Raw genomic sequence first — 19128 nt, 5'->3', positions numbered from 1 at the left:
TGGGTTTCGGGGGTGCAATTATAGCTCCAAATCGCCTTCAAATACCATTTTGGCAGGTCCTACGAGGTAAATGTCGGTAAATGCGCCTGCCTGTCCGGCAGGCAGGCCTGCTTGTCTGGTTTTGAATTCAACCGAAAGTTCTCCGCCAAGGGTTTTTACGGCAACCGGTGATTGATATCCTTTTGCCGATGCTGCAAGTGCTGCTGCTGTTACACCCGTGCCGCAAGAGAGCGTTTCGTTTTCAACGCCCCGTTCGTAGGTGCGAACAAACACGGTGTTATTGGGCAGCAGTTCTACAAAGTTTACGTTGGTTCCGTTTTGCGAAGCAAAGTGTTCGCTGTTGCGGATTTTTTTCCCTTCTTCAACTACGGGTTGATGCCGGATGTTGGTAACAAACCGGATATAGTGTGGAGATCCAGTGTTCAGGAATAAATCCTTACCCTTTTCATGTACTTCCTTTACATCGTTCATCTTTAAACGAACAATACCTGAGTGAAGTAGCTCGGCCTCGTGCGCGCCATCGTATGCCGTAAAACTTGCCTTTGAATCAACAATACCCAGGTAAGCCGCAAACTGCATGGCTGCACGGCTGCCATTGCCGCATAAGCTTTGCGAGCCATCGCTGTTGTAGTATACCAACTTAAAATTTTCAACCCGATCATTTTCAATCAACATTAGCCCATCGGCACCAATACCAAACCTGCGCTCGCACAGGTGTTGTATTTGATCCGTGCTCAATGAAAGTTTTCCATCGCGGTTGTCGATCAGGATAAAGTCGTTTCCTGTAGCCTGGTATTTATAAAAGTGAACGCGCATACTTACTTAAGGGATTTCCAAAAATCAATATACTCCGTATTTCCCGGATCAAGTTGCAGTGCTTTTTCAACATCGCGCTTTGCTTCGGGCATTTTATTGAGTTTTTGATGCGCTTTGGCGCGATAAAAATACGCAGCTGTATACTGAGGATTAATGCTAATTGCTTTGGAATAGTTCGTCAAGGCACTTTCCCAGTCATTTTTAATGTGATAACACCACGCTAACCGAAAATAGGCTTCGGCCATATTGGGCATGTGCTCGGTTGCTTTTTTGAAATCAGCTTCCGCGGCAGCAAAATCTTTTAATTCAAAATAGCTTAAGCCCCTGTAATAATACACCTCTCCGTTATCGGGGATTAGTTTTAACGTAACGTTATAATCTTCAATGGCTGCGCGATTGTTTTCTACCAGGTAATAACAGTAAGCCCGCCAATAATGGGCCTTGCTGTGGTCGGGATTGTAACGAAGGGTGAGCGAAAAATCGGTTATTGCTTCGTAGATTTCTTTGATGGCAAACCGGCAAAGGCCTCGGTAATAATACCCTTCGGCTTCACCCGGGCTAAGCTCAACTACTTTGTTCAAATCGGGTATTGCCTTTTCATGTTGTGCCAGCATCATATAGCCTTGCGCGCGAAGCATATAGCTTTTAATGTGGTGTTGATCCAGTACGATGGTTTTGTTTGATTCTTCAATGCTTTCGGAGTAGGCGCCCTTTTCAAATAAAGAATCTGCTTTTTGAAAGGAAACCCTTACTTGTTCGGGTGTTCCGGAAGTTTTGGCTGATGCCAGCGCCCTTGTTTTTTTGTCCGCAGCAAAATAGAAATCCTCACCGGTAAGGGATGTGGTCTCCCACGGTACCTGGGCACCAAAAGATTTTTCTGTCACTTCGGTCCTTACTTTTTTGAAAATTTGCTCAACATTCAAGTCGGGATCTTTCAGGTATTTAAGCAGTACACTGGTGTATAGGCCATTTGTACCTTCACCATCAGCAGCTACTTTGCCCGGTGCCGTGGCATAGGCAATGAGTGTTCCTTTTGGTGCATCCATCATGGCCAGTCCGTTTCCTGTTCCGCTACGGTGCCAACTTCTTTCAAAAGGATTGTTGCGGCAGGCATCCAAAATGATGAGGTTTACTTTAGTTGAGGCGGCCTCCATGTAGGCTAGCACCCTATCCGGGGCTACGCAATCAAATTCAATTTGTTCGGCAGCCTGGATATCCGCCTCAACGGGAATCATGTAGTTGGTGCCTTTGTGTTGTATGCCATGGCCTGCGTAATAGAATAGCCCAACATCATAGCCGCGAAGTTTTATGCCGTAGGCATTTATGGCTTGTTTCATTTGGTTTTGTGAAACATTCTCGTGCAGCATTACCTCAAAACCCAATTGCTTTAGTGTTTCGGCTATGGTTTTGGCATCGTTAACCGGGTTTTTTAATGCACCGCCATGTTGATAGGCAGCGTTGCCGATAACGAGGGCAAGTTTTTTGGAATAGCCTTGTGCATGAAGCCCTAAAGAGCTAATAAGGAGCAGCAAGAACAGGGTTATCCGTAAGTTCATGGTGTTTCGAATAATAAAGATAGGATGAACCGCAGAAAAATAAGCGGTTGGCTATTTTACTTCTTCGTAATCAACGTACTCCCCGCCTTTAAACCCTTCGCGCTTTTCCTTGGGTGGCGCGGAGTCGATATTAACGGAGCCTCCTGCACGTTGATTAGGGTTTCCGGAATCAAAATATCCTTGCTTTACGCCTCCTGCGAAAACGCGGAATAAACCGAGCTTATACAGCACGTAAAAAATAAGGATGAAGAGGAGGAGTATTCTAAACATTCAGTAAAACTACTTGTTTCTAACGACTTAAGTATAAATTCCGTTCGCTGTAAATTTTCAAAAAATAGTCATCCATCAAGTCATCAATGAAATAAATGGCTTCACCGGTAGATTTCATTTCCGGTCCAAGCTCTTTGTTTACTTCAGGAAACTTGTTGAATGAAAATACAGGTTCTTTGATGGCGTATCCTTTTTTGGTAGGACGGAAATTAAAGTCTTTTATTTTCTTTTCGCCCAACATTACCTTGGTGGCGTAGTTCACATAGGGTTCATCGTAAGCTTTGCAGATAAAAGGCACTGTACGCGATGCCCTTGGATTGGCTTCAATAATGTATACTTTATCATTTTTGATCGCGAACTGAATGTTAATTAGGCCAACCGTTTTTAAGGCAAGGGCTATTCGTTGGGTATAGGTTTCAATTTGCTTCATCACAAAATCACCCAGGTTGTAAGGCGGCAGCACGGCATACGAGTCGCCTGAGTGGATGCCGGCCGGTTCAATGTGTTGCATCACACCAATAATGTAAACATCTTCGCCATCGCATATTGCATCGGCTTCGGCTTCGATGGCGCCATCTAAGAAATGGTCAAGCAACACCTTGTTCTCAGGTAAATGTTTCCAGATGTCGATAATATGGTTTTCGAGTTCTTCTTCGTTGATGACAATTTTCATGCTTTGACCCCCCAATACATAGGATGGGCGCACCAGCAAGGGGAAGCCAATGGTTTTGGAAACCTCCAACGCCTCATCGGCATTGGTGGCAACACCAAACTCAGGATAGGGGATGTTCAAATCTTTCAGGAGCGTTGAAAAACTTCCACGGTCTTCGGCCAGGTCTAGGGCTTCGAATGAGGTTCCGATTATTTTTACACCATACTTGTGAAGTTTCTCAGCCAGCTTCAAAGCGGTTTGCCCGCCTAACTGAACAATTACACCTTCGGGCTTTTCATGCTGAATGATATCCCAGAGGTGTTCCCAAAATACCGGTTCAAAGTAAAGTTTATTCGCAATATCGAAATCTGTCGAAACGGTTTCAGGGTTGCAGTTAATCATAATGGCCTCGTAGCCGCACTCTTTGGTAGCCAATACGCCATGCACACAGGAGTAATCGAATTCAATACCCTGCCCAATACGGTTTGGTCCTGAGCCTAACACGATAATTTTTTTCTTGTCGGAAACAATGGATTCGTTTTCTGAATCGAATGTGGAGTAGTAATAAGGAGTATTGGCCTCGAATTCAGCTGCGCACGTGTCTACCAATTTGTAAACCCGCTTTATGCCCATCGATTTTCTCTTTTCGTGCACTTCGCTCTCCAAACAATCAAGTATGTGGGCAATCTGCCGGTCGGCAAAACCTTTTTCTTTGGCTTTGCGCATCAGTTCAACAGGCATGGTGTCCAGTTCGTATTGTTCAATTTCTTTTTCGATTTCCAGCAATTCCCAAATTTGCTCCAAAAACCATTTGTCAATCTTGGTCAGGTTTTGGATGGTCTTCATAGAAATGCCAAGTTTCATGGAATCGTAAATATGAAAGAGCCGGTTCCAACTGGGGTTCTCCAAACTGTACAACAGTTCTTCCCGGTTGGTGTTTTCTTTGCCATCAGCTCCCAATCCGTTGCGCCTGATTTCCAACGACTGACAAGCTTTTTGCAGGGCCTCCTGGAAGTTTCTTCCTATACCCATCACCTCGCCTACCGATTTCATTTGCAAACCAAGTTTTCGGTTGGCACCCTGAAACTTGTCGAAATTCCAGCGCGGTATTTTTACAATTACATAATCTACTGCGGGTTCGAAGTAGGCCGTTGTGGTTCCGGTTATGGCGTTCCTCAATTCATCAAGGTTATAACCAATAGCCAGTTTTGCGGCTACCTTGGCAATGGGGTAGCCAGTTGCTTTAGAGGCCAGCGCGGATGAGCGGGAAACCCGCGGATTGATTTCAATACCGATGATCTCATCATTATCCGGATTAACAGCAAATTGTACGTTGCAGCCCCCGGCAAATTTCCCGATGCCATTCATCATTTTAATGGCCAGGTCGCGCATGTGTTGGTACACGGTATCAGGTAAGGTGAGGGCAGGTGCCACGGTTATGGAATCACCGGTGTGCACGCCCATCGGATCGAAGTTTTCTATGGAGCAGATGATGATTACGTTTCCGTTTCCATCACGAAGTAACTCAAGTTCATATTCTTTCCATCCCAGGATGCTTTGCTCAACCAATACTTCATGGATCGGTGAGGCGTGTAATCCACGGTTAAGGGCCTCATCAAAATCTTCGGGTTTGTTTACAAAACCGCCTCCGTAACCCCCCAGCGTAAAAGATGGGCGGATAACCAGTGGGAAACCGATTTCCTGTGCTATTTCCTTTCCTTGCAAAAAGGAAGTAGCGGTTGATCCTTTGCAAACGCCAACGCCAAGTTCCAGCATCTTAAGCCTGAATTTCTCCCGGTCTTCGGTGGTTTCAATGGCTTTAATATCCACACCAATTATACGCACACCATAATGTTGCCAAATGCCGGCCTTATCGCATTCAATGCACAAGTTGAGGGCCGTTTGGCCGCCCATGGTTGGGAGCACTGCATCAACGTTATGTTTATCCAGTATTTCGCGGATGGATTTTTTCGTCAGTGGTTTAAGGTAAACATGATCGGCCGTTACCTTGTCGGTCATAATAGTAGCCGGATTGGAGTTGATAAGGATCACTTCAATACCTTCTTCCCGCAATGAACGGGAAGCCTGTGAGCCGGCATAATCAAATTCACATGCCTGACCAATGATGATGGGACCGCTTCCGATGATTAAAATGGAACGAATACTTCTGTCTCTGGGCATTTTGAGGATGGGTATGGATAAATTGCGCCAAAAATAAGGTTCAAGCGCCAACGGGCAAAAGGAATGGAAATAAAAAACCCTGACGCGTTGTCAGGGTTTTAAGTTATTGTGTTTTGATTATTTTTTTTGTCACCCGTTCTCCGGAACGGCCGTTCAGCGTAATTATATACATCCCTGCAGGAAGTCCGGATAAATCGAGTTGATGTTTGGTTTTTTCTGTTGATGGGTTGAGCGAAACCGTTTGAAGTTGCTGGCCCTGGACAGTAGTCAGGTCTATGCGAATTTCACCAATCGTATTATTTTCAAGTTCGATGTTCAGCAGTTGCTGGGTTACAGGGTTAGGATAAATGTTGATGCCAGTATTCAGTTGCTCCACGGAAGTAATCGGATCCTGAATGAACAGGTTGTCGATGGCCCAGCCCCAGCCGTTAATAGTTTCGTTGGCAAACAAGCGGAAGCGTATAATCACCTGGTCGCCTGGTTGAAAATTGCCATTGGCTGTCATGTTTATGGTTCGGTTTCGGAACATACCTGCATTAGGATTAGAGCCCGTGCTGAAAGCCGATATCCACGATGAAAGCCCGCCCACAATATCGTAACCGTCAAGAAACCTGCTCCAGGTGTTGCCTCCATTTTTAGATCCTTCTACTATCACATAATCCCTGAAATTCGCACTGCCAAACGCCACACCAACACCATGACCTTCCACTACCACTATTTCATCGAACCGGATTAAGGGGTTGGCGGCAGAAATAGTAATGGGCCGTGTAAGCATGTAACTGTACGATGAGGTTTTATCCAGGCCTACTCCATTTGGATAGAAGTGTTCGGAGTGGATAGCACCATCAACAAACAGGTTAGGTTGTGCAATGGAGAAGAAGTTGCCCACAAAATCGTTTGAGGGTGAATTAAAATTATTAGCATAGGTTGCGGCCGGTGTGCCGAAATTAATGACAGGTACTTTAATGAAATTTCCTGATGGTGGGAAAAATCCTTCATTATCTACACTGTCTGTAGCAACAATTCTGTACTCCAGTACATTGCCTGCTGAAAGGGCAGCAAGCCCACTTAACGTAAATTGGTATTGACTGGCCGGTGGGTTAACATTAAAGTCGATATCGCTGACGGTTCCATTGTTAACCTTGTATTCAATTTTTAACGACTTAATGCCGCTTGCATCCGATGCTTTGGTTATAATAACCAGTTCATCTTCGGTATCTTTTAAATAGTCGATATGGTCGTGTAAAACCAACGGTGGTGTGTCGTCAATCTGGATTTTCAAATTATCGATAGTCCAGCCCCATCCGGCTGCGAAGGGATCGCTAAACAACCGGAAGCGGATCACTACTTCATCATTGGTATCAAACTTATTTTGTAAGTCAAGTGTACGGGTACGGAATAATGCAGGATCCCCCACTGCTGTTGAATTGTTGCCTGTGATGGCACTGTTGTACCGCGTTAGCCATGCTGAATTTGCCCGTGAGTCATAGCCATCGGCTACAGGTGTCCAGGTGATGCCTCCATCTTTAGATCCCTCTACAACTACATAATCCCAGAATTGCTCATCTCCAAAAACAGTTCCGGTTTGACCAGGCTCAACCAATACGATTTCATCAAACACGATGGTTGCTTCTTTTGCCTTCACACGTATCGGGATTTTTAATTGATATACCAGGTTGAGTTCATTGTTCGGTTGGCCATTTCCTTCAGCATAAGGATGATCGGAGTGGATGGCCTGATCATTGAACCCAGCGGGCTGGACAATGCTGAAACCGTTACCAAAAAAGTCGTTCGAAGGTGAATTGAAATTATTGGTGTATGAATCCTGCGTTGGCTCCAGGCCCACTACGTTAAGGGTAAAAAAACCTGTGGCCGGTGCCGTGCGAACGTTGCTGTTGGATGAATTATCGGTGGCAACAATACGGTACTTAATTACATCCCCGTTATTCAATGACCCAAAGAGAAGTGTTCTTCGATAAATAGAATCTGCCTGGGGAGCCTGGAGGATTAATGTTTGATTAGGCTGGGTTACATCATTTATGGAATACTCAACAATAGCTGATGCGATTCCAATGTTGTCAGTAATCCGTGCCTCAAGTTCCAGCTCGGTTTCAGAGGCCAATAGAAAAGGTTTTGGGGAGTGTGAAATAGCCGGTGGCTTGTTATCCGGCCCGGTTTCAAAAATGAAAATGTTTTGAAGTTCGGGTTGCAGTTTGCGCACTATTTTCCCCGGGTTTACAAACTCGCGACCCGCATTATCATTGACGGAAATATAATATCCGTACTGGCGGGCTACACCCGTTCCCGGAATGGATGCCGTGAACTCGTTGGGTAAACCGGTTGGGTTCATGGTAATGGAGGTAAAAGTTGTACCATCCAGGGTATAATTAAGTTTAACTGTATTTGTCGCAATGCCGTTATCGGCCTGAAAGGATGCCGTTACAGAATATGGCCCATCGATATTTTCAGTATCGGATAATTTAATGTGATTTATCCTTACCATCTCCCAACCCATGTCTTTTAGCATATTCCAGGCAATGCCCGGGTCATGTATCCTTTCTTGCGGTGCAATCTGTGGGGTCATCAAGGCGCTGGGGGTGTTGTTAAAAGTAACTTCATCTAAGTGGCTTATACTTGAACCACCGCTGAAGGTTGAGGGAGCAAACAATTTTGGGCGCGATGAAGTTGCGCTGTTAAAAAAAAGATTTTCGCTTGTGATTTGACTCCTAAGGTCAACAGAAGGAGAGCTATAGATACGAATCAGGTTTTCAGCCGCAAAATTTTCAATGGGAACGTCATAGATTATTGGAATGCCAGTGCCTTGCAAACCCACCTGGCCATTCGAACCGCTAATGGAGAAGGAGCCAGCAAATCCTAAGCCATGCCCTATTTCGTGCAATACAACACTTACTAAATCAAACTGGCCTTGTGGTAGTGATGGGTTTGTGGGATTGAAATTCCAATTAGCATTGTTGTTGAATTGTACAAAAATGTCGGGGTTGTTGCCGTTTAAGTTTCGGCCGGTTATTTTTTCGGCCAACGCTACAGGATAAAACACATTTAATTTTTGTGCTCCCGGAAAGTTTGCATAGGCGTTTGTGTAAATTGCACCCCCTAAAACATTAGGTGACAGGCTCGACCAATAGGCATCAATTCTAATCGGTACGGGGGAATCAATAAGGGATTCCCAAATTCCTAAGGCATAATCAAAGGCAGCAATTGCTTCTGCAGTAAAACCTGCATTATAGGTTACTTCAATGTTAGAGGTTTTTGTACGGGTGCTACCGGCCCACTTCAAGTATTCTTCAGGTGGAGCGATGTAGCATGGGTTGTCTGCTGTATGGGCATAACATACGGTTGGTTTGGTGACCTTAATACCCATTGGTTTTTGGGCAAGCAAGATGTTGGTTAACGGAACGAGTAACCAAAGTACCAGTGCAAAACTGTAAAATTTCTTCATGCAGGTTATTATTGATCAGGTTGAGCAAATCAATCAACGGGCAGTATCCATCCCAACTTTTCCTGATTTGCAATGGTGAAGGTAAAAAAAGTATAAATTCTTTCTAAGCGCTGGTTTAAATCATCCCCCGTGATTTTAATTCAAGGTATTTATTAATGGTGTTTACCGTAAGGTGTTCGGGGGCGGTTAAAATGGTTTGGATGCCTGATTTTTGGAGCTCTTTTGCGATAAGTTTTTTGTCGTAAGTAAATTTTTCAGCAACGGCTTTATGGTATATGGCTTTAAGGTTTTCTGCCGGCTGATGAATGAGGCTGGTCAACGTTGTGTTTTCAAAAAAGATAGCCACCAGCACATGTTGTTTGGCAAGGCTTTTCAAAAAAGGCAGTTGCCGTTGCATGCCATACAACGATTCAAAATTAGTGAACAGTAAGAGTAAACTCCGTTGTGTAATTTTTCTGCGTATGTGGCCATACAAGGCCGAGAAATCAGATTCGCGGTAACCTGTTTTTTGGCTATAGAGTACTTCCTGTAGGTGTGCCATCTGGCGGTTGCTGCGGCTGGCGGCAAGGGTTGTCCCAACAGTATCCTGAAAAGTAATCAATCCTGCTTTATCAGTTTTTTTTATGGCAATGTTGCTGATGACTAAACTTGCATTGATGGCATAGTCCATCAGGCTTAAGCCATTGAAGGGCATTTGCATCACCCGGCTTTTGTCAATTAAAGAGTAAACTTGTTGAGAGCGCTCGTCCTGGTAATGATTTACCATCAGGGTTGATTTTCTTGCCGTTGCCTTCCAGTTGATGGTACGGATGTCATCGCCCTGAACGTATTCTTTGATCAGTTCAAACTCCATATTGTGTCCAATGCGCCTGATTTTTTTAATACCGGTTTCCGTTAGCCGGTTTGAAATAGCGAGCAGTTCATACTTTCGCATTTGGATGTACGATGGATACACGGGTACCAGGGCATCTTGCGAGAATTGAAACCTTCGTTTTAATAACCCCAATGGTGAACGCACAAAAACATTTACAGCACCGAATGAATATTCACCACGCTTCACAGGCCGAAGGGAATACACCAGGGTTTTACTTTCGCGTGATGGAAGTTGCACCCTGAAATTCAGGTCGCGCCTTTGAAATTGATGGGGTATTTCATCGATTACTTCCAGGGTGGCTTCAAAGGGAAAGAAATTTTCCAGGTAAATCCTGATTTCATTGTCGTCACCATTGGAAAGCTTTTCCGGTGTAAACCGGTAGCCATGCAGCCCCCTACTTGCCCGAAAGAGCAGCAGGGCATCGGCCAGTACAAAGGCAACTAAGGCAAAGAATAGGATTTTTGGAACGATAAGAAACCCGTTCAGGATAAATGCAACTACAAAGCAAAACACCACACACGCAATGGCGAGGAAGAGCCGGTTGCTGAGGTACAGATTTTTAAGTTGCTTCATTTCTTCAAAAACCTGTTAGCGGGGTACTTCTACTTTATCTACAATCTGTTTTACAACATCATCGGTAGTGATGCCCTCCATTTCTTTGTCGGGTGTAAGCATAACGCGATGACGTAATACCGGGGTGGCCACAAACTTTACATCTTCGGGTGTAATAAAATCCCGACCATTAATAGCTGCATATGCTTTTGAACTGTTGAGTAAGGAAACGGAAGCACGCGGGGAGGCACCGAGGAAAAGAGAAGGATTGTTACGTGTTTCATGAATAATCTGGGCGATGTAGCGCATCAGGTTTTCTTCTACATGCACTTGTTGCACCGCCTGCCGGTATTGCTCAATTTTCCGGGCATCTAAAACAGGCTTTACATCTTCTACCGGGGCGTGGCCCTTACGATGGTGGTGACCCTGGATTATGGAAAACTCCTGCTCCAGGTTGGGGTAGTGCACCAATATTTTAAACAGAAACCGGTCCAGTTGAGCCTCTGGCAGCCTATAGGTTCCCTCATGTTCAATGGGATTTTGGGTGGCTACTACCATGTAAGGATGTTCCATCCGGTAGGTGATTCCATCAGCGGTTATCTGGCGTTCTTCCATTACTTCAAACAAAGCTGCCTGGGTTTTGGCCGGGGCTCGGTTAATTTCATCAATCAGTACGATGTTTGAGAATATCGGCCCGGCTTTAAACTCAAACGTGGAATTTTTCATGTTAAATACAGATGTACCGATAACATCTGAAGGCATCAGGTCAGGCGTAAACTGAATGCGGTTGAATTTAACGTCAATAACCCGTGATAATAATTTGGCCGTTAGCGTTTTAGCCACACCCGGTACACCCTCAATAAGCACATGGCCATCGGCCAGTATGGAAGTGATCAGCAGATCAATTAACTCGTATTGCCCAACAATAACGTGGCCAATCTCTTCCCTTATTTTTTTTACACTTTCATTTAGGGCGGTTAAGTCAACCCGGTTTTCAAATTCTTTTTCGTCCATATCGTATGTGAATAAAATTTAGTGATCAAGCCTGAAGGGATATTTGTGTTAACATTAGTATTTGAATTGATCCAGTTTTTCATTTAAAGATTTGAGCTCAACTTCTGTTATGTGATTCTTTCCCTGAATCAATCCAATCAGTGCGAATAACGCTTTTACCTTATCCTCAGGGTTACCTGTTTTTTTAGCAATTGTTAGCAAGTTGTGTTCATTAACCTGGTGTGCATTTATACCATATTTCGATCGCAGTTGCTCCAGCAAAAATGCAATTCTTTTTTCAGCAATGTTTTTATGATCAGCCGATTGGTAATACAGGTTGCCTATGGTTTGAACAAATTCAAGCGAGGTGTTTGCCAGGGGCTTGATTATGGGAATGATCCGCTGCCTTCGCCTGGCTTCAAAAAGCATGAATAACAAAAAGCTGAAAACAGTAATATAATAAGCCCAACTGAGGGATTCCTGGGAGAGGATAAACCGTAGTGGAGTGCGCGCCTCCAACCGGCCAAGATGGTAAAACTCAGTCCAGTACGTGGTGCGGTTAGGCAGGTGTGAAAGGGCCAAGGAGGCAAACTCTGCATTCTGATTGTGTAACAAGTATGCGTTAGTGAAGGCAAGTGGGGTGGAGCTGAGGTACAAAAAGCCCTCACCCCATGAAATTTTTAGCAGCACCGGCAAGCCAAGATCATTTGTTGCCACCACCTGTGTGCGCACACTGTCTGCTTCTTCAAAATAATTGTGAATATTCTTTCGTGGAAAAGAGTAGGTGTTTTGCTGTTGCAGGCTAGTATTTTTAAAGCGCATGCCGGTTGAATCGTTGCGGTTAAACATGGCCGTAAGCTCGCCATCAAAAAAGTAGTCCGATATGTAAAGGGAAAGCGTATCGGCAAACCTTCCGCGAAAGTATTGCGCGGCAATAAAAGCTGTGCCTCCTTTTTCAATATTCTTTAGTAAGGCATCACAATCTTCTTTTCCGGGAGAAAACGAAGTAGATAAGCTTAAAAAATTTGCAGGGCTTTGTAACGTATCGTACAGTTCATATAATGTGTAATTGCTCTGCTTTATATTTTTTTTAGAAACAATGGACGGTATAAGTTGATCGAGCGCATAGGCTCCAAATGGGTTTTTATCCTTATGATGAAAAGTAATTGTCCAGTCGATGTTGCGGGGCGATAGTAATTTCAGGGCCACGTAAAAAACAAAGGCGGCCGATAAGTAGGCAATATATTTCCAGTCTTTACGCAACGCTATACATTAGTTCTCCATTCCTTAAAAATCGAATCTACTTTTTGATACAGGCTTTCATTGATGGTAAAGTTTCCATACCACGCGTATTCGAAATAAAAATTAAGTTCATTAAACCCGGTCTTCAGGTTTTTGGCCGTAAGCTCCTCCAGGTAATCGTGGTTGGTTTTTCCGGGTTGCCATAAAATGTGGTTTTTGTCGGCCATCAGTTTCAGGGCTTGCAGGAACAACAACCGAATTGCCTGGCGGAATTCTTTTTTATCGAGCGCTTCACGGATGAGTTTATCAAAATCCATGGCATGTATATCTTCGTCCAGAATACCATAGGAAAGGGGAGTTTTTTTCCCGGTATAAAACATGGTCAGTGCATCTACCTTGAGCAAGCGCAGGATGACATACACCACCAGAAGGAGGGCCAATATGGTAAGCAGGATGTTAAACCAATTGGCGTTTTCAACCACCGAGAACAAGCGCGATAACATGGCGCTTAGCCAAATTTTAAAACGCTCCCACAGGTTGAGGGCAGCCGGGCTACGGCCGTAATCCAGCTCCGGATCGGCTTTTAGTTTTTCGAGTTTTGCCTGGTCAAAACTGCGCACATCAACATGGGCACTGTCGGGCCAAAGGATTTTGGTTTCCTGGCTATGGGCAAAGCCAATGCTGACAAAAAAAAGGCTGAAAAGAAAAAGCTTAATACTGCTCATCCTTTCCAAAGTTCTCCACCGGTTGGCCAATTGTGTTTATGCGCGTGAGCAAACCTTTTGCTTCCTTTAACTCCACGAGGTTGAAATATTGAAAGGCAAGGGCGATCAATGGTAATGCGTAAAGTAAAAAGCTCACCATGAAATACAGTGTCATAAATATATTGTTGATCAACTCCTGTGTGAACGATGGTTCCTGAAACGGGCTGCCATCAATGGAGTGCATCATGCTTACAAAAAAATTAATGTACCACGGAACGAGAAACAATGACGAAATGGTGCTTTGGACTAGCGACAGAATAACAAGTAAGCCAAAGGTACTCCACCATTTATCGCGGATAAGGGTAAAGCACCTGGACATAGCCTCAAAAAAGCCAATCTTTTCATAGGCCCTGATAATAAACAATAAGGATAAAGAAATAACAGTATAAAGAAACCCGATAAAAATCGCCACGCCCCCTAAAAAGGCAAGCCATGGAGAGATAACCGCAGCACCAACAATGGCCAAAATTACCAGCAGGTATGTTGCGATCAAGAGTACCCAATACAGAAATACAGTGCCGAAGTATAGGGGTAACGAGTTGCGCACTCTTTCCCAAATGGTATTCACATCAATGTTGTTACTTTTACGGGCATCGTATTCCAGCATGTAATTGTACACAACAGATACAATAATAACCCCGCTGAGGAACATCAATAAAACGGCTAATGTAACCTCCAGCCATAGCATGGGCGACCCAAGGTAGTCGGTAAAAACATCCGGATCTTGACTACGGCTCATCTTGCCGATAAATCCAAAATAACCTGAGTAGAGACTACCGGCCAGAACGCTGCCAACCAGCATGGGTGGTCCGGCAATGTACAGCAGGCTTTTAAAGAGAGGTTTGAAGTTCTGTTTAAGAAACTCAAACGTAGCGTTCATTTTGTTACTGAAGTCGCGGGCTTTTTGAAATTCAATGGGGGTGAAGGTGCTTTCCATGATGGGCCAATTTGTAGGGATAAACAACAAAGTAATAAACGATAAGCCATGCCGACAAGCCGATGATCAGGGTTTTTAAACCCCAATGCATAAACGCATAGCGGGTAATAAAGGACTCGATAAAACCGGCCATGATAAAAAAGGGAACAAGGCCCATCACAATTTTTACACCTTTCAACACCCCTTGCCTAAATGAAGCTAACCGCGAATATGTACCCGGGAACAAAAAGCCGTTGCCCATGACCAGGCCGGCTGCCCCGGCAACAACGATCACCGAAAGTTCAATCGTGCCATGAAGCATGATTACCGAGAAAGCCTGGGCGGCTACACCTTTTTTCAGAAAGAACGAGTAGATAACGCCCACCATCACACCATTTGAAAAAAGTAGGAAACCTGTACCCACAGAAAAAAGCAGGCCCGCCACGAAAGCATAAAAGGAAACCTTGATGTTGTTGAAGGTTATGGAAAAGAACATATCGCCCTCTGAACTTCCGCTGAATACTGCTGTCGGGTTTCCTTTTTCGATATTTTCAAGTGTCATGTTTACGTAAGCATCACCCAAAATCAGGCGTGCAAAAGTTTCATCATGGTAAGCCGATATACCACCAATGAGTATGGCCACAGTAAAGATCAGGAAGGCGTAGAGCAAAGGCTTGCGCGATTCGTAAAGTACCAATGGAAGCTCGTGTTTCCAAAATGTTACAAAACGGTTCTTCTCTTCCTTTTTATTCTTGTAAATCTCCAAGTGGATTTTTGAGGCCAGGTTGTTCAGGTATTGTGTTACCCGGCTTTGCGGGTATTGCGTACGCGCAAAGGAGAGGTCGTCTGTAAGCTGGATAAAAATCTCTGCCAGCCGGTCCGGGTGCGGACGACCCTTTGCTGTCAGTGTTTGTTCAATTTCCTGCCAGCGTTGCTGGTTACGTTTTACAAAAGCGGCTTCTCTCACGGGGGCAGTTAAGCCCTAAAAATAAGTAATTGTAGCGAAGCTTAAATGGGCCGGAGTTAAATAGCCTTACCATAAAAAATACCGTATGGCAAAATTGGACATGGAAAATGCGCCATTTAAACTAAAACTGTTTGTTGAGGTTGAGTTTCCTCCATTTTCAGGTTTTCTTCGGTTGTAGGAATAACTCACACCACCAATAGAAGTTTGAAGGGCAAATTTTTTACTTATAAAAAACATTACGCCAGGGCTTATCCCTAACCCAAAATTAAAAACCGAGTAATCGTTAGGTTGTGGGGTTGAATAATCCTGCTTGGCGGAGCTTAGCAATAGTTGGGGCTGAAGGGTAAAAAATACATTGTTAACAAGCTTATAATTTTTTAAGAGAAAGACATTCAAGCCCGCACCTGAGAATGTTGATGTTGAATTCACATTCGGTTGCTCGTGCTTATCGTAGTTGTAGCTTATAAATCCGCCAACGGCCAGGTTGTCGTTTATGTAAAAGCCCATGCCTGGCCCAATGGAAATACTGGTGTAATGAAAGGAGTCTTCAGTTTTTGTAGATGAAAATCCAAAGCTCCCTCCGATGAAACGTGTGCCCTTATTGATAGACTCAATAGGTTCGGAGTTTTGTGCGAGTAAAATGGAACAATACAATGTGAGCGAAAGAACGATTAAAAATCTCATATTTTATTTTTTTGATTCGGGGTAGACCTGAGCGAAAGTGTTCCGTGTAACGTTTCGGGTATGTAATTAGTTGTGCGAAGCCTCAATAACCTTATTCCAAACCCGCCACACGTTTTTGTAACAGATTTTTTCAATGTCTTCGGGTGAATATCCTCTGCGCAGCAACTCATAAATCAGGTTTGGGTATTGCGATACATCTTTCAATCCGGTAGGTAAGCTGTCACCAACACCATCATAGTCTGAGCCGATGCCCACATGGTCGATACCCGCTAACTGGACAACACGGTCAATGTGGTTGGCTACGGTTTTTACATCTGCATAAAGCGATGGATTTTCTTTGCGAAACTCTTCCATTACCGGTTTGGCTGCTTCATCGCGGAAGTTCAATCCCTTTTCTTTCAGGATGGCCTGGAGCTTTTTGCGGTTTTCATCATTGGCTTTTGAAACGGCAGAATCGAGGAAGGTAGATCCGAAATTGATTTGGATAACACCCCCGTTGCCCTTTAATGCTTTTACCATATCATCGGCCATGTTGCGTTGCCAACCGGGTGTGAAGTAGCGCAAGGATGAGTGTGAGGCAATTACCGGTGCCTTGGTAATTTTCAACACATCGTAAAATGTACTGTCCGACACGTGCGAAATATCCACCATAATGCCCACGCGGTTCATTTCGCGGACCACTTCTTCACCAAATGGGCTCAAGCCCTTCCAGGTGTTTAGGGTGTCGTATGATGAATCACAAATCTGGTTGTCCTTGCCGTGCGTTAATGTTATGTAGCGAATGCCGCGATCATAAAAATATTTCACGTTTTTAACTTCGTTGCCAATCGGGGCGCCATTTTCCATGCCCATGGGCAGGGCAATCCGGCCAGCTTTGAAATGTGCATCTATTTCGGCAGGGGTGCCGGCCAATCCAAATTTATCCGGATGCGCCTCCGCGATACCGCGCACCATATCAATCAATGAATCGGCTAATGCCTTGCCCATATCGGGTTGTAGTTGGTACGATGAGGGTATATAAATCGACATGAACGGTGCATCCAATCCACCTTTTTTTGCACGTTCATAATCGAAATCACCGTCATCGGTTTGTAAGGGAATTCCGAGATACTCCTTTTCTAACCGGAAGTTGCGCACTTTTAACCGGAAGGGCAGGTCCACGTGGCCATCGGTAATAATGTAGGCATGCGCTAGTGAATCAGCCACTTTACGCAAAGCCTCTTCGGGCAGGGTGGTGTAATCTATTTTTTCTTTTGTGCCACAGGCTGCTGTCAACAGCAGCATAGCAACCATTAAATTTTTACTTTGCATCCTGAATTTAAGTTTGTTCAATATTATTCATTTTAAAACCGGATGCAAACCGTTAGTGTACGAACTACCCAGAATGTTGTGCTAGACTACCCCGTGGCCAGTTTGGGCGACAGGATACTGGCATACTTTATTGATGCGTTTATAATCATTGCGTACTTTATTCTTGTTTTTTTCTTACTGGTTTCAGCTGGTGCGGGGTCTGCAGCTTTTATAATCGGTGTGTTATTGATACCCCCGTTTTTGTACCATTTGGTTTTCGAGATTTTTATGAACGGGCAAAGTCCGGGCAAGCGGCAAATGAATATTAAGGTTGTGCGACTGGATGGCGCACCGCCTACTATTGGTAATTACATTATCCGTTGGTTGCTGCGCCTTATTGAAATTGATGTACTTTCGGGTGCCATAGCCTTGTTCACCATAGCAGCAAACGGTAAAGGGCAACGGCTTGGCGATATTGCTGCAGGCACAACTGTGGTTAAACTGGTTGAGCAACGTGCAGTTACGGCAAACGAAGTGTTCACCGTTTCAGAAGATACATACACACCGGTTTTTCAGCAGGTAATTCAACTGAATGATCAGGATATTGAAGTCATCCAACAGGCCCTGGAGGTTAATCGTACCACGGGCAATTCCATTCCGGTAATGGCGGTTACCGAAAAAGTAAAAAACAGGTTGGGCATTCAAACTGATCTACCGCCTGTTAAGTTTTTATATACCCTTGTTAAGGACTACGGGCATATAACGGCCGGTAAATAATCATGGATAATACGTTGCCTGTGTATACCCGAGCTCAACTGGCGCTTCGAAACGGTCAGGACAAACCACAAGTATGGGTTGCCTATAAGGGCATCGTCTATGAAGTAACCACTTCGCGTTTGTGGAAAAACGGCAAACATTACGAGCATTGGGCCGGACAGGATTTAACTGATGAATTAAAAGAGGCGCCTCATACCGATAAGGTGTTTGATAAGTTTAAGCCGATCGGCAGGCTGGTTTGAGTTATCTAAAGATTTGTAATTTGGTCGATCTAACAACCTTCAGCGCATGATTTTAATTGCCGATAGCGGGGCTTCCAAAACCGATTGGCGTATGCTTGGCCCGAATGGCCAGGTGGAGCAAGCACAATCCATTGGGTACAACCCCTATTATCAACCCATCGATCAGTTTGATAAAGAGGTGCGCGAGGTGCTGGTTCCGCAGGTAAAGCATCCTGTAAAAAAAATATTTTACTACGGTACCGGCTGTTCGTCCGATAAAAACAGGAAAATGATCCGCACCGCACTGGAGCGCTACTTTCCCGATGCACACATTGAAGTATGGCACGATTTGCTCGCAGCCGCACGGGCTTTATGCGGTGAAGGGCCTGGCATTGCCTGCATTTTAGGTACCGGCTCGAACTCCTGTTATTACGATGGTGTTCGAATTGTAGAGAATGTAACTTCACTGGGCTATGTGTTGGGCGATGAGGGTTCGGGAGCGTGGATGGGCAAACGCATTATTGCCGATTACCTTCGAAAAGATTTACCCGAAAAACTTTGGGATCATTTCAAAAAACGCTTTCCTATGGATAAAGATGAGATTTTAAGCCGGGTGTACAGCCAGGAAATGCCAAGCCGGTTTTTGGGAAGCTTTTCGCATTTCATTTTTCAACACCTTAAAGAGCCCTATTGCTACAAACTGGTGTACGATGGCTTTGGCGAGTTTATGGAAAATAATGTAATGCGTTATGAGAAATACAGCGAATTAAAAGTTCACTTTGTTGGCTCGGTGGCTTTTTACTTCAGCGATGTATTGCGCCAGGTAGCTAACGATAAAGGCATTACCTTGAAAAATATTCTGGAGAGCCCTATAGCCGGACTCGCCCTTTACCATAATAAGGATATCGTGTAA

16 protein-coding genes are annotated in these 19128 nt (G+C 44.4%); 3 read left to right on the top strand and 13 right to left on the bottom strand.

Annotation, left to right across the window (positions count from 1 at the left end):
• Positions 1-18: 18 nt before the first annotated feature.
• The 13 genes from KIT51_17525 to KIT51_17465 all read right to left on the bottom strand — a co-directional run bounded on the left by KIT51_17525 (position 19) and on the right by KIT51_17465 (position 17238).
• Positions 19-816, bottom strand: coding sequence for a diaminopimelate epimerase (locus tag KIT51_17525; GenBank protein ID UYN86633.1), 798 nt, complete (start codon positions 814-816; stop codon positions 19-21).
• Positions 817-818: 2 nt separating this feature from the next.
• Positions 819-2372 carry a caspase family protein gene (locus KIT51_17520; GenBank protein UYN86632.1) on the bottom strand — a complete coding sequence of 518 codons (1554 nt, stop codon included), beginning with the start codon at positions 2370-2372 and terminating at the stop codon, positions 819-821.
• A gap of 51 nt (positions 2373-2423) precedes the next feature.
• Entirely contained in the window at positions 2424-2642 is a 219-nt protein-coding gene (locus KIT51_17515; GenBank protein ID UYN86631.1) for a hypothetical protein, read from the bottom strand.
• A gap of 19 nt (positions 2643-2661) precedes the next feature.
• Positions 2662-5475 (bottom strand): carbamoyl-phosphate synthase large subunit, encoded by a 2814-nt coding sequence (gene carB, locus KIT51_17510; protein ID UYN86630.1) that lies wholly within the window; start codon positions 5473-5475, stop codon positions 2662-2664.
• 103 nt (positions 5476-5578) lie between these two features.
• Positions 5579-8935, bottom strand: coding sequence for a T9SS type A sorting domain-containing protein (locus KIT51_17505; protein UYN86629.1), 3357 nt, complete (start codon positions 8933-8935; stop codon positions 5579-5581).
• A 115-nt stretch (positions 8936-9050) separates the two neighbouring features.
• A complete protein-coding gene (locus KIT51_17500; protein UYN86628.1) occupies positions 9051-10382 on the bottom strand; it encodes a DUF58 domain-containing protein in 1332 nt (443 codons plus the stop codon).
• A 15-nt stretch (positions 10383-10397) separates the two neighbouring features.
• Complete coding sequence (locus KIT51_17495) at positions 10398-11375, bottom strand: MoxR family ATPase (protein UYN86627.1); 978 nt, start codon at positions 11373-11375, stop codon at positions 10398-10400.
• 54 nt (positions 11376-11429) lie between these two features.
• Positions 11430-12617, bottom strand: a complete 1188-nt coding sequence (locus KIT51_17490) for a hypothetical protein (GenBank protein ID UYN86626.1) — start codon at positions 12615-12617, stop codon at positions 11430-11432.
• A 2-nt stretch (positions 12618-12619) separates the two neighbouring features.
• Positions 12620-13321, bottom strand: coding sequence for a DUF4129 domain-containing protein (locus KIT51_17485; GenBank protein ID UYN86625.1), 702 nt, complete (start codon positions 13319-13321; stop codon positions 12620-12622).
• Complete coding sequence (locus KIT51_17480; GenBank protein UYN86624.1) at positions 13308-14297, bottom strand: hypothetical protein; 990 nt, start codon at positions 14295-14297, stop codon at positions 13308-13310. Before KIT51_17480 ends, KIT51_17485 begins: the two co-directional genes overlap by 14 nt.
• Positions 14272-15243 (bottom strand): stage II sporulation protein M, encoded by a 972-nt coding sequence (locus KIT51_17475; GenBank protein UYN86623.1) that lies wholly within the window; start codon positions 15241-15243, stop codon positions 14272-14274. The genes KIT51_17480 and KIT51_17475 overlap by 26 nt, the downstream gene beginning before the upstream one ends.
• A gap of 66 nt (positions 15244-15309) precedes the next feature.
• The gene (locus tag KIT51_17470; GenBank protein UYN86622.1) at positions 15310-15927 is read right to left on the bottom strand and encodes an outer membrane beta-barrel protein; all 618 of its coding nucleotides are present in this window, start codon (positions 15925-15927) and stop codon (positions 15310-15312) included.
• A 66-nt stretch (positions 15928-15993) separates the two neighbouring features.
• Entirely contained in the window at positions 15994-17238 is a 1245-nt protein-coding gene (locus KIT51_17465; protein ID UYN86621.1) for a dipeptidase, read from the bottom strand.
• Between the two features lie 78 nt (positions 17239-17316).
• Here KIT51_17465 and KIT51_17460 point away from each other — a divergent pair, with 78 nt between their 5' ends.
• The 3 genes from KIT51_17460 to KIT51_17450 are packed head-to-tail and all read left to right on the top strand — an operon-like array spanning position 17317 to position 19128.
• Complete coding sequence (locus KIT51_17460) at positions 17317-17994, top strand: RDD family protein (GenBank protein UYN86620.1); 678 nt, start codon at positions 17317-17319, stop codon at positions 17992-17994.
• A 14-nt stretch (positions 17995-18008) separates the two neighbouring features.
• The gene (locus tag KIT51_17455; GenBank protein ID UYN88625.1) at positions 18009-18236 is read left to right on the top strand and encodes a cytochrome b5; all 228 of its coding nucleotides are present in this window, start codon (positions 18009-18011) and stop codon (positions 18234-18236) included.
• A 46-nt stretch (positions 18237-18282) separates the two neighbouring features.
• Positions 18283-19128, top strand: a complete 846-nt coding sequence (locus KIT51_17450) for an N-acetylglucosamine kinase (GenBank protein UYN86619.1) — start codon at positions 18283-18285, stop codon at positions 19126-19128.

The organism is Cyclobacteriaceae bacterium (genome assembly GCA_025808415.1).
Lineage (GTDB): Bacteria > Bacteroidota > Bacteroidia > Cytophagales > Cyclobacteriaceae > UBA2336.
Note: the sequence above shows the minus strand (reverse complement) of the source record. Positions and strands in the feature narration are given on the sequence as shown.

Coding starts and splice junctions, on each gene's coding strand:
- KIT51_17525 (UYN86633.1), bottom strand. CDS start 816: ATGCGCGTTCACTTTTATAAATACCAGGCTACAGGAAACGACTTTATC.
- KIT51_17520 (UYN86632.1), bottom strand. CDS start 2,372: ATGAACTTACGGATAACCCTGTTCTTGCTGCTCCTTATTAGCTCTTTA.
- KIT51_17515 (UYN86631.1), bottom strand. CDS start 2,642: ATGTTTAGAATACTCCTCCTCTTCATCCTTATTTTTTACGTGCTGTAT.
- carB (UYN86630.1), bottom strand. CDS start 5,475: ATGCCCAGAGACAGAAGTATTCGTTCCATTTTAATCATCGGAAGCGGT.
- KIT51_17505 (UYN86629.1), bottom strand. CDS start 8,935: ATGAAGAAATTTTACAGTTTTGCACTGGTACTTTGGTTACTCGTTCCG.
- KIT51_17500 (UYN86628.1), bottom strand. CDS start 10,382: ATGAAGCAACTTAAAAATCTGTACCTCAGCAACCGGCTCTTCCTCGCC.
- KIT51_17495 (UYN86627.1), bottom strand. CDS start 11,375: ATGGACGAAAAAGAATTTGAAAACCGGGTTGACTTAACCGCCCTAAAT.
- KIT51_17485 (UYN86625.1), bottom strand. CDS start 13,321: ATGAGCAGTATTAAGCTTTTTCTTTTCAGCCTTTTTTTTGTCAGCATT.
- KIT51_17480 (UYN86624.1), bottom strand. CDS start 14,297: ATGGAAAGCACCTTCACCCCCATTGAATTTCAAAAAGCCCGCGACTTC.
- KIT51_17470 (UYN86622.1), bottom strand. CDS start 15,927: ATGAGATTTTTAATCGTTCTTTCGCTCACATTGTATTGTTCCATTTTA.
- KIT51_17465 (UYN86621.1), bottom strand. CDS start 17,238: ATGCAAAGTAAAAATTTAATGGTTGCTATGCTGCTGTTGACAGCAGCC.
- KIT51_17450 (UYN86619.1), top strand. CDS start 18,283: ATGATTTTAATTGCCGATAGCGGGGCTTCCAAAACCGATTGGCGTATG.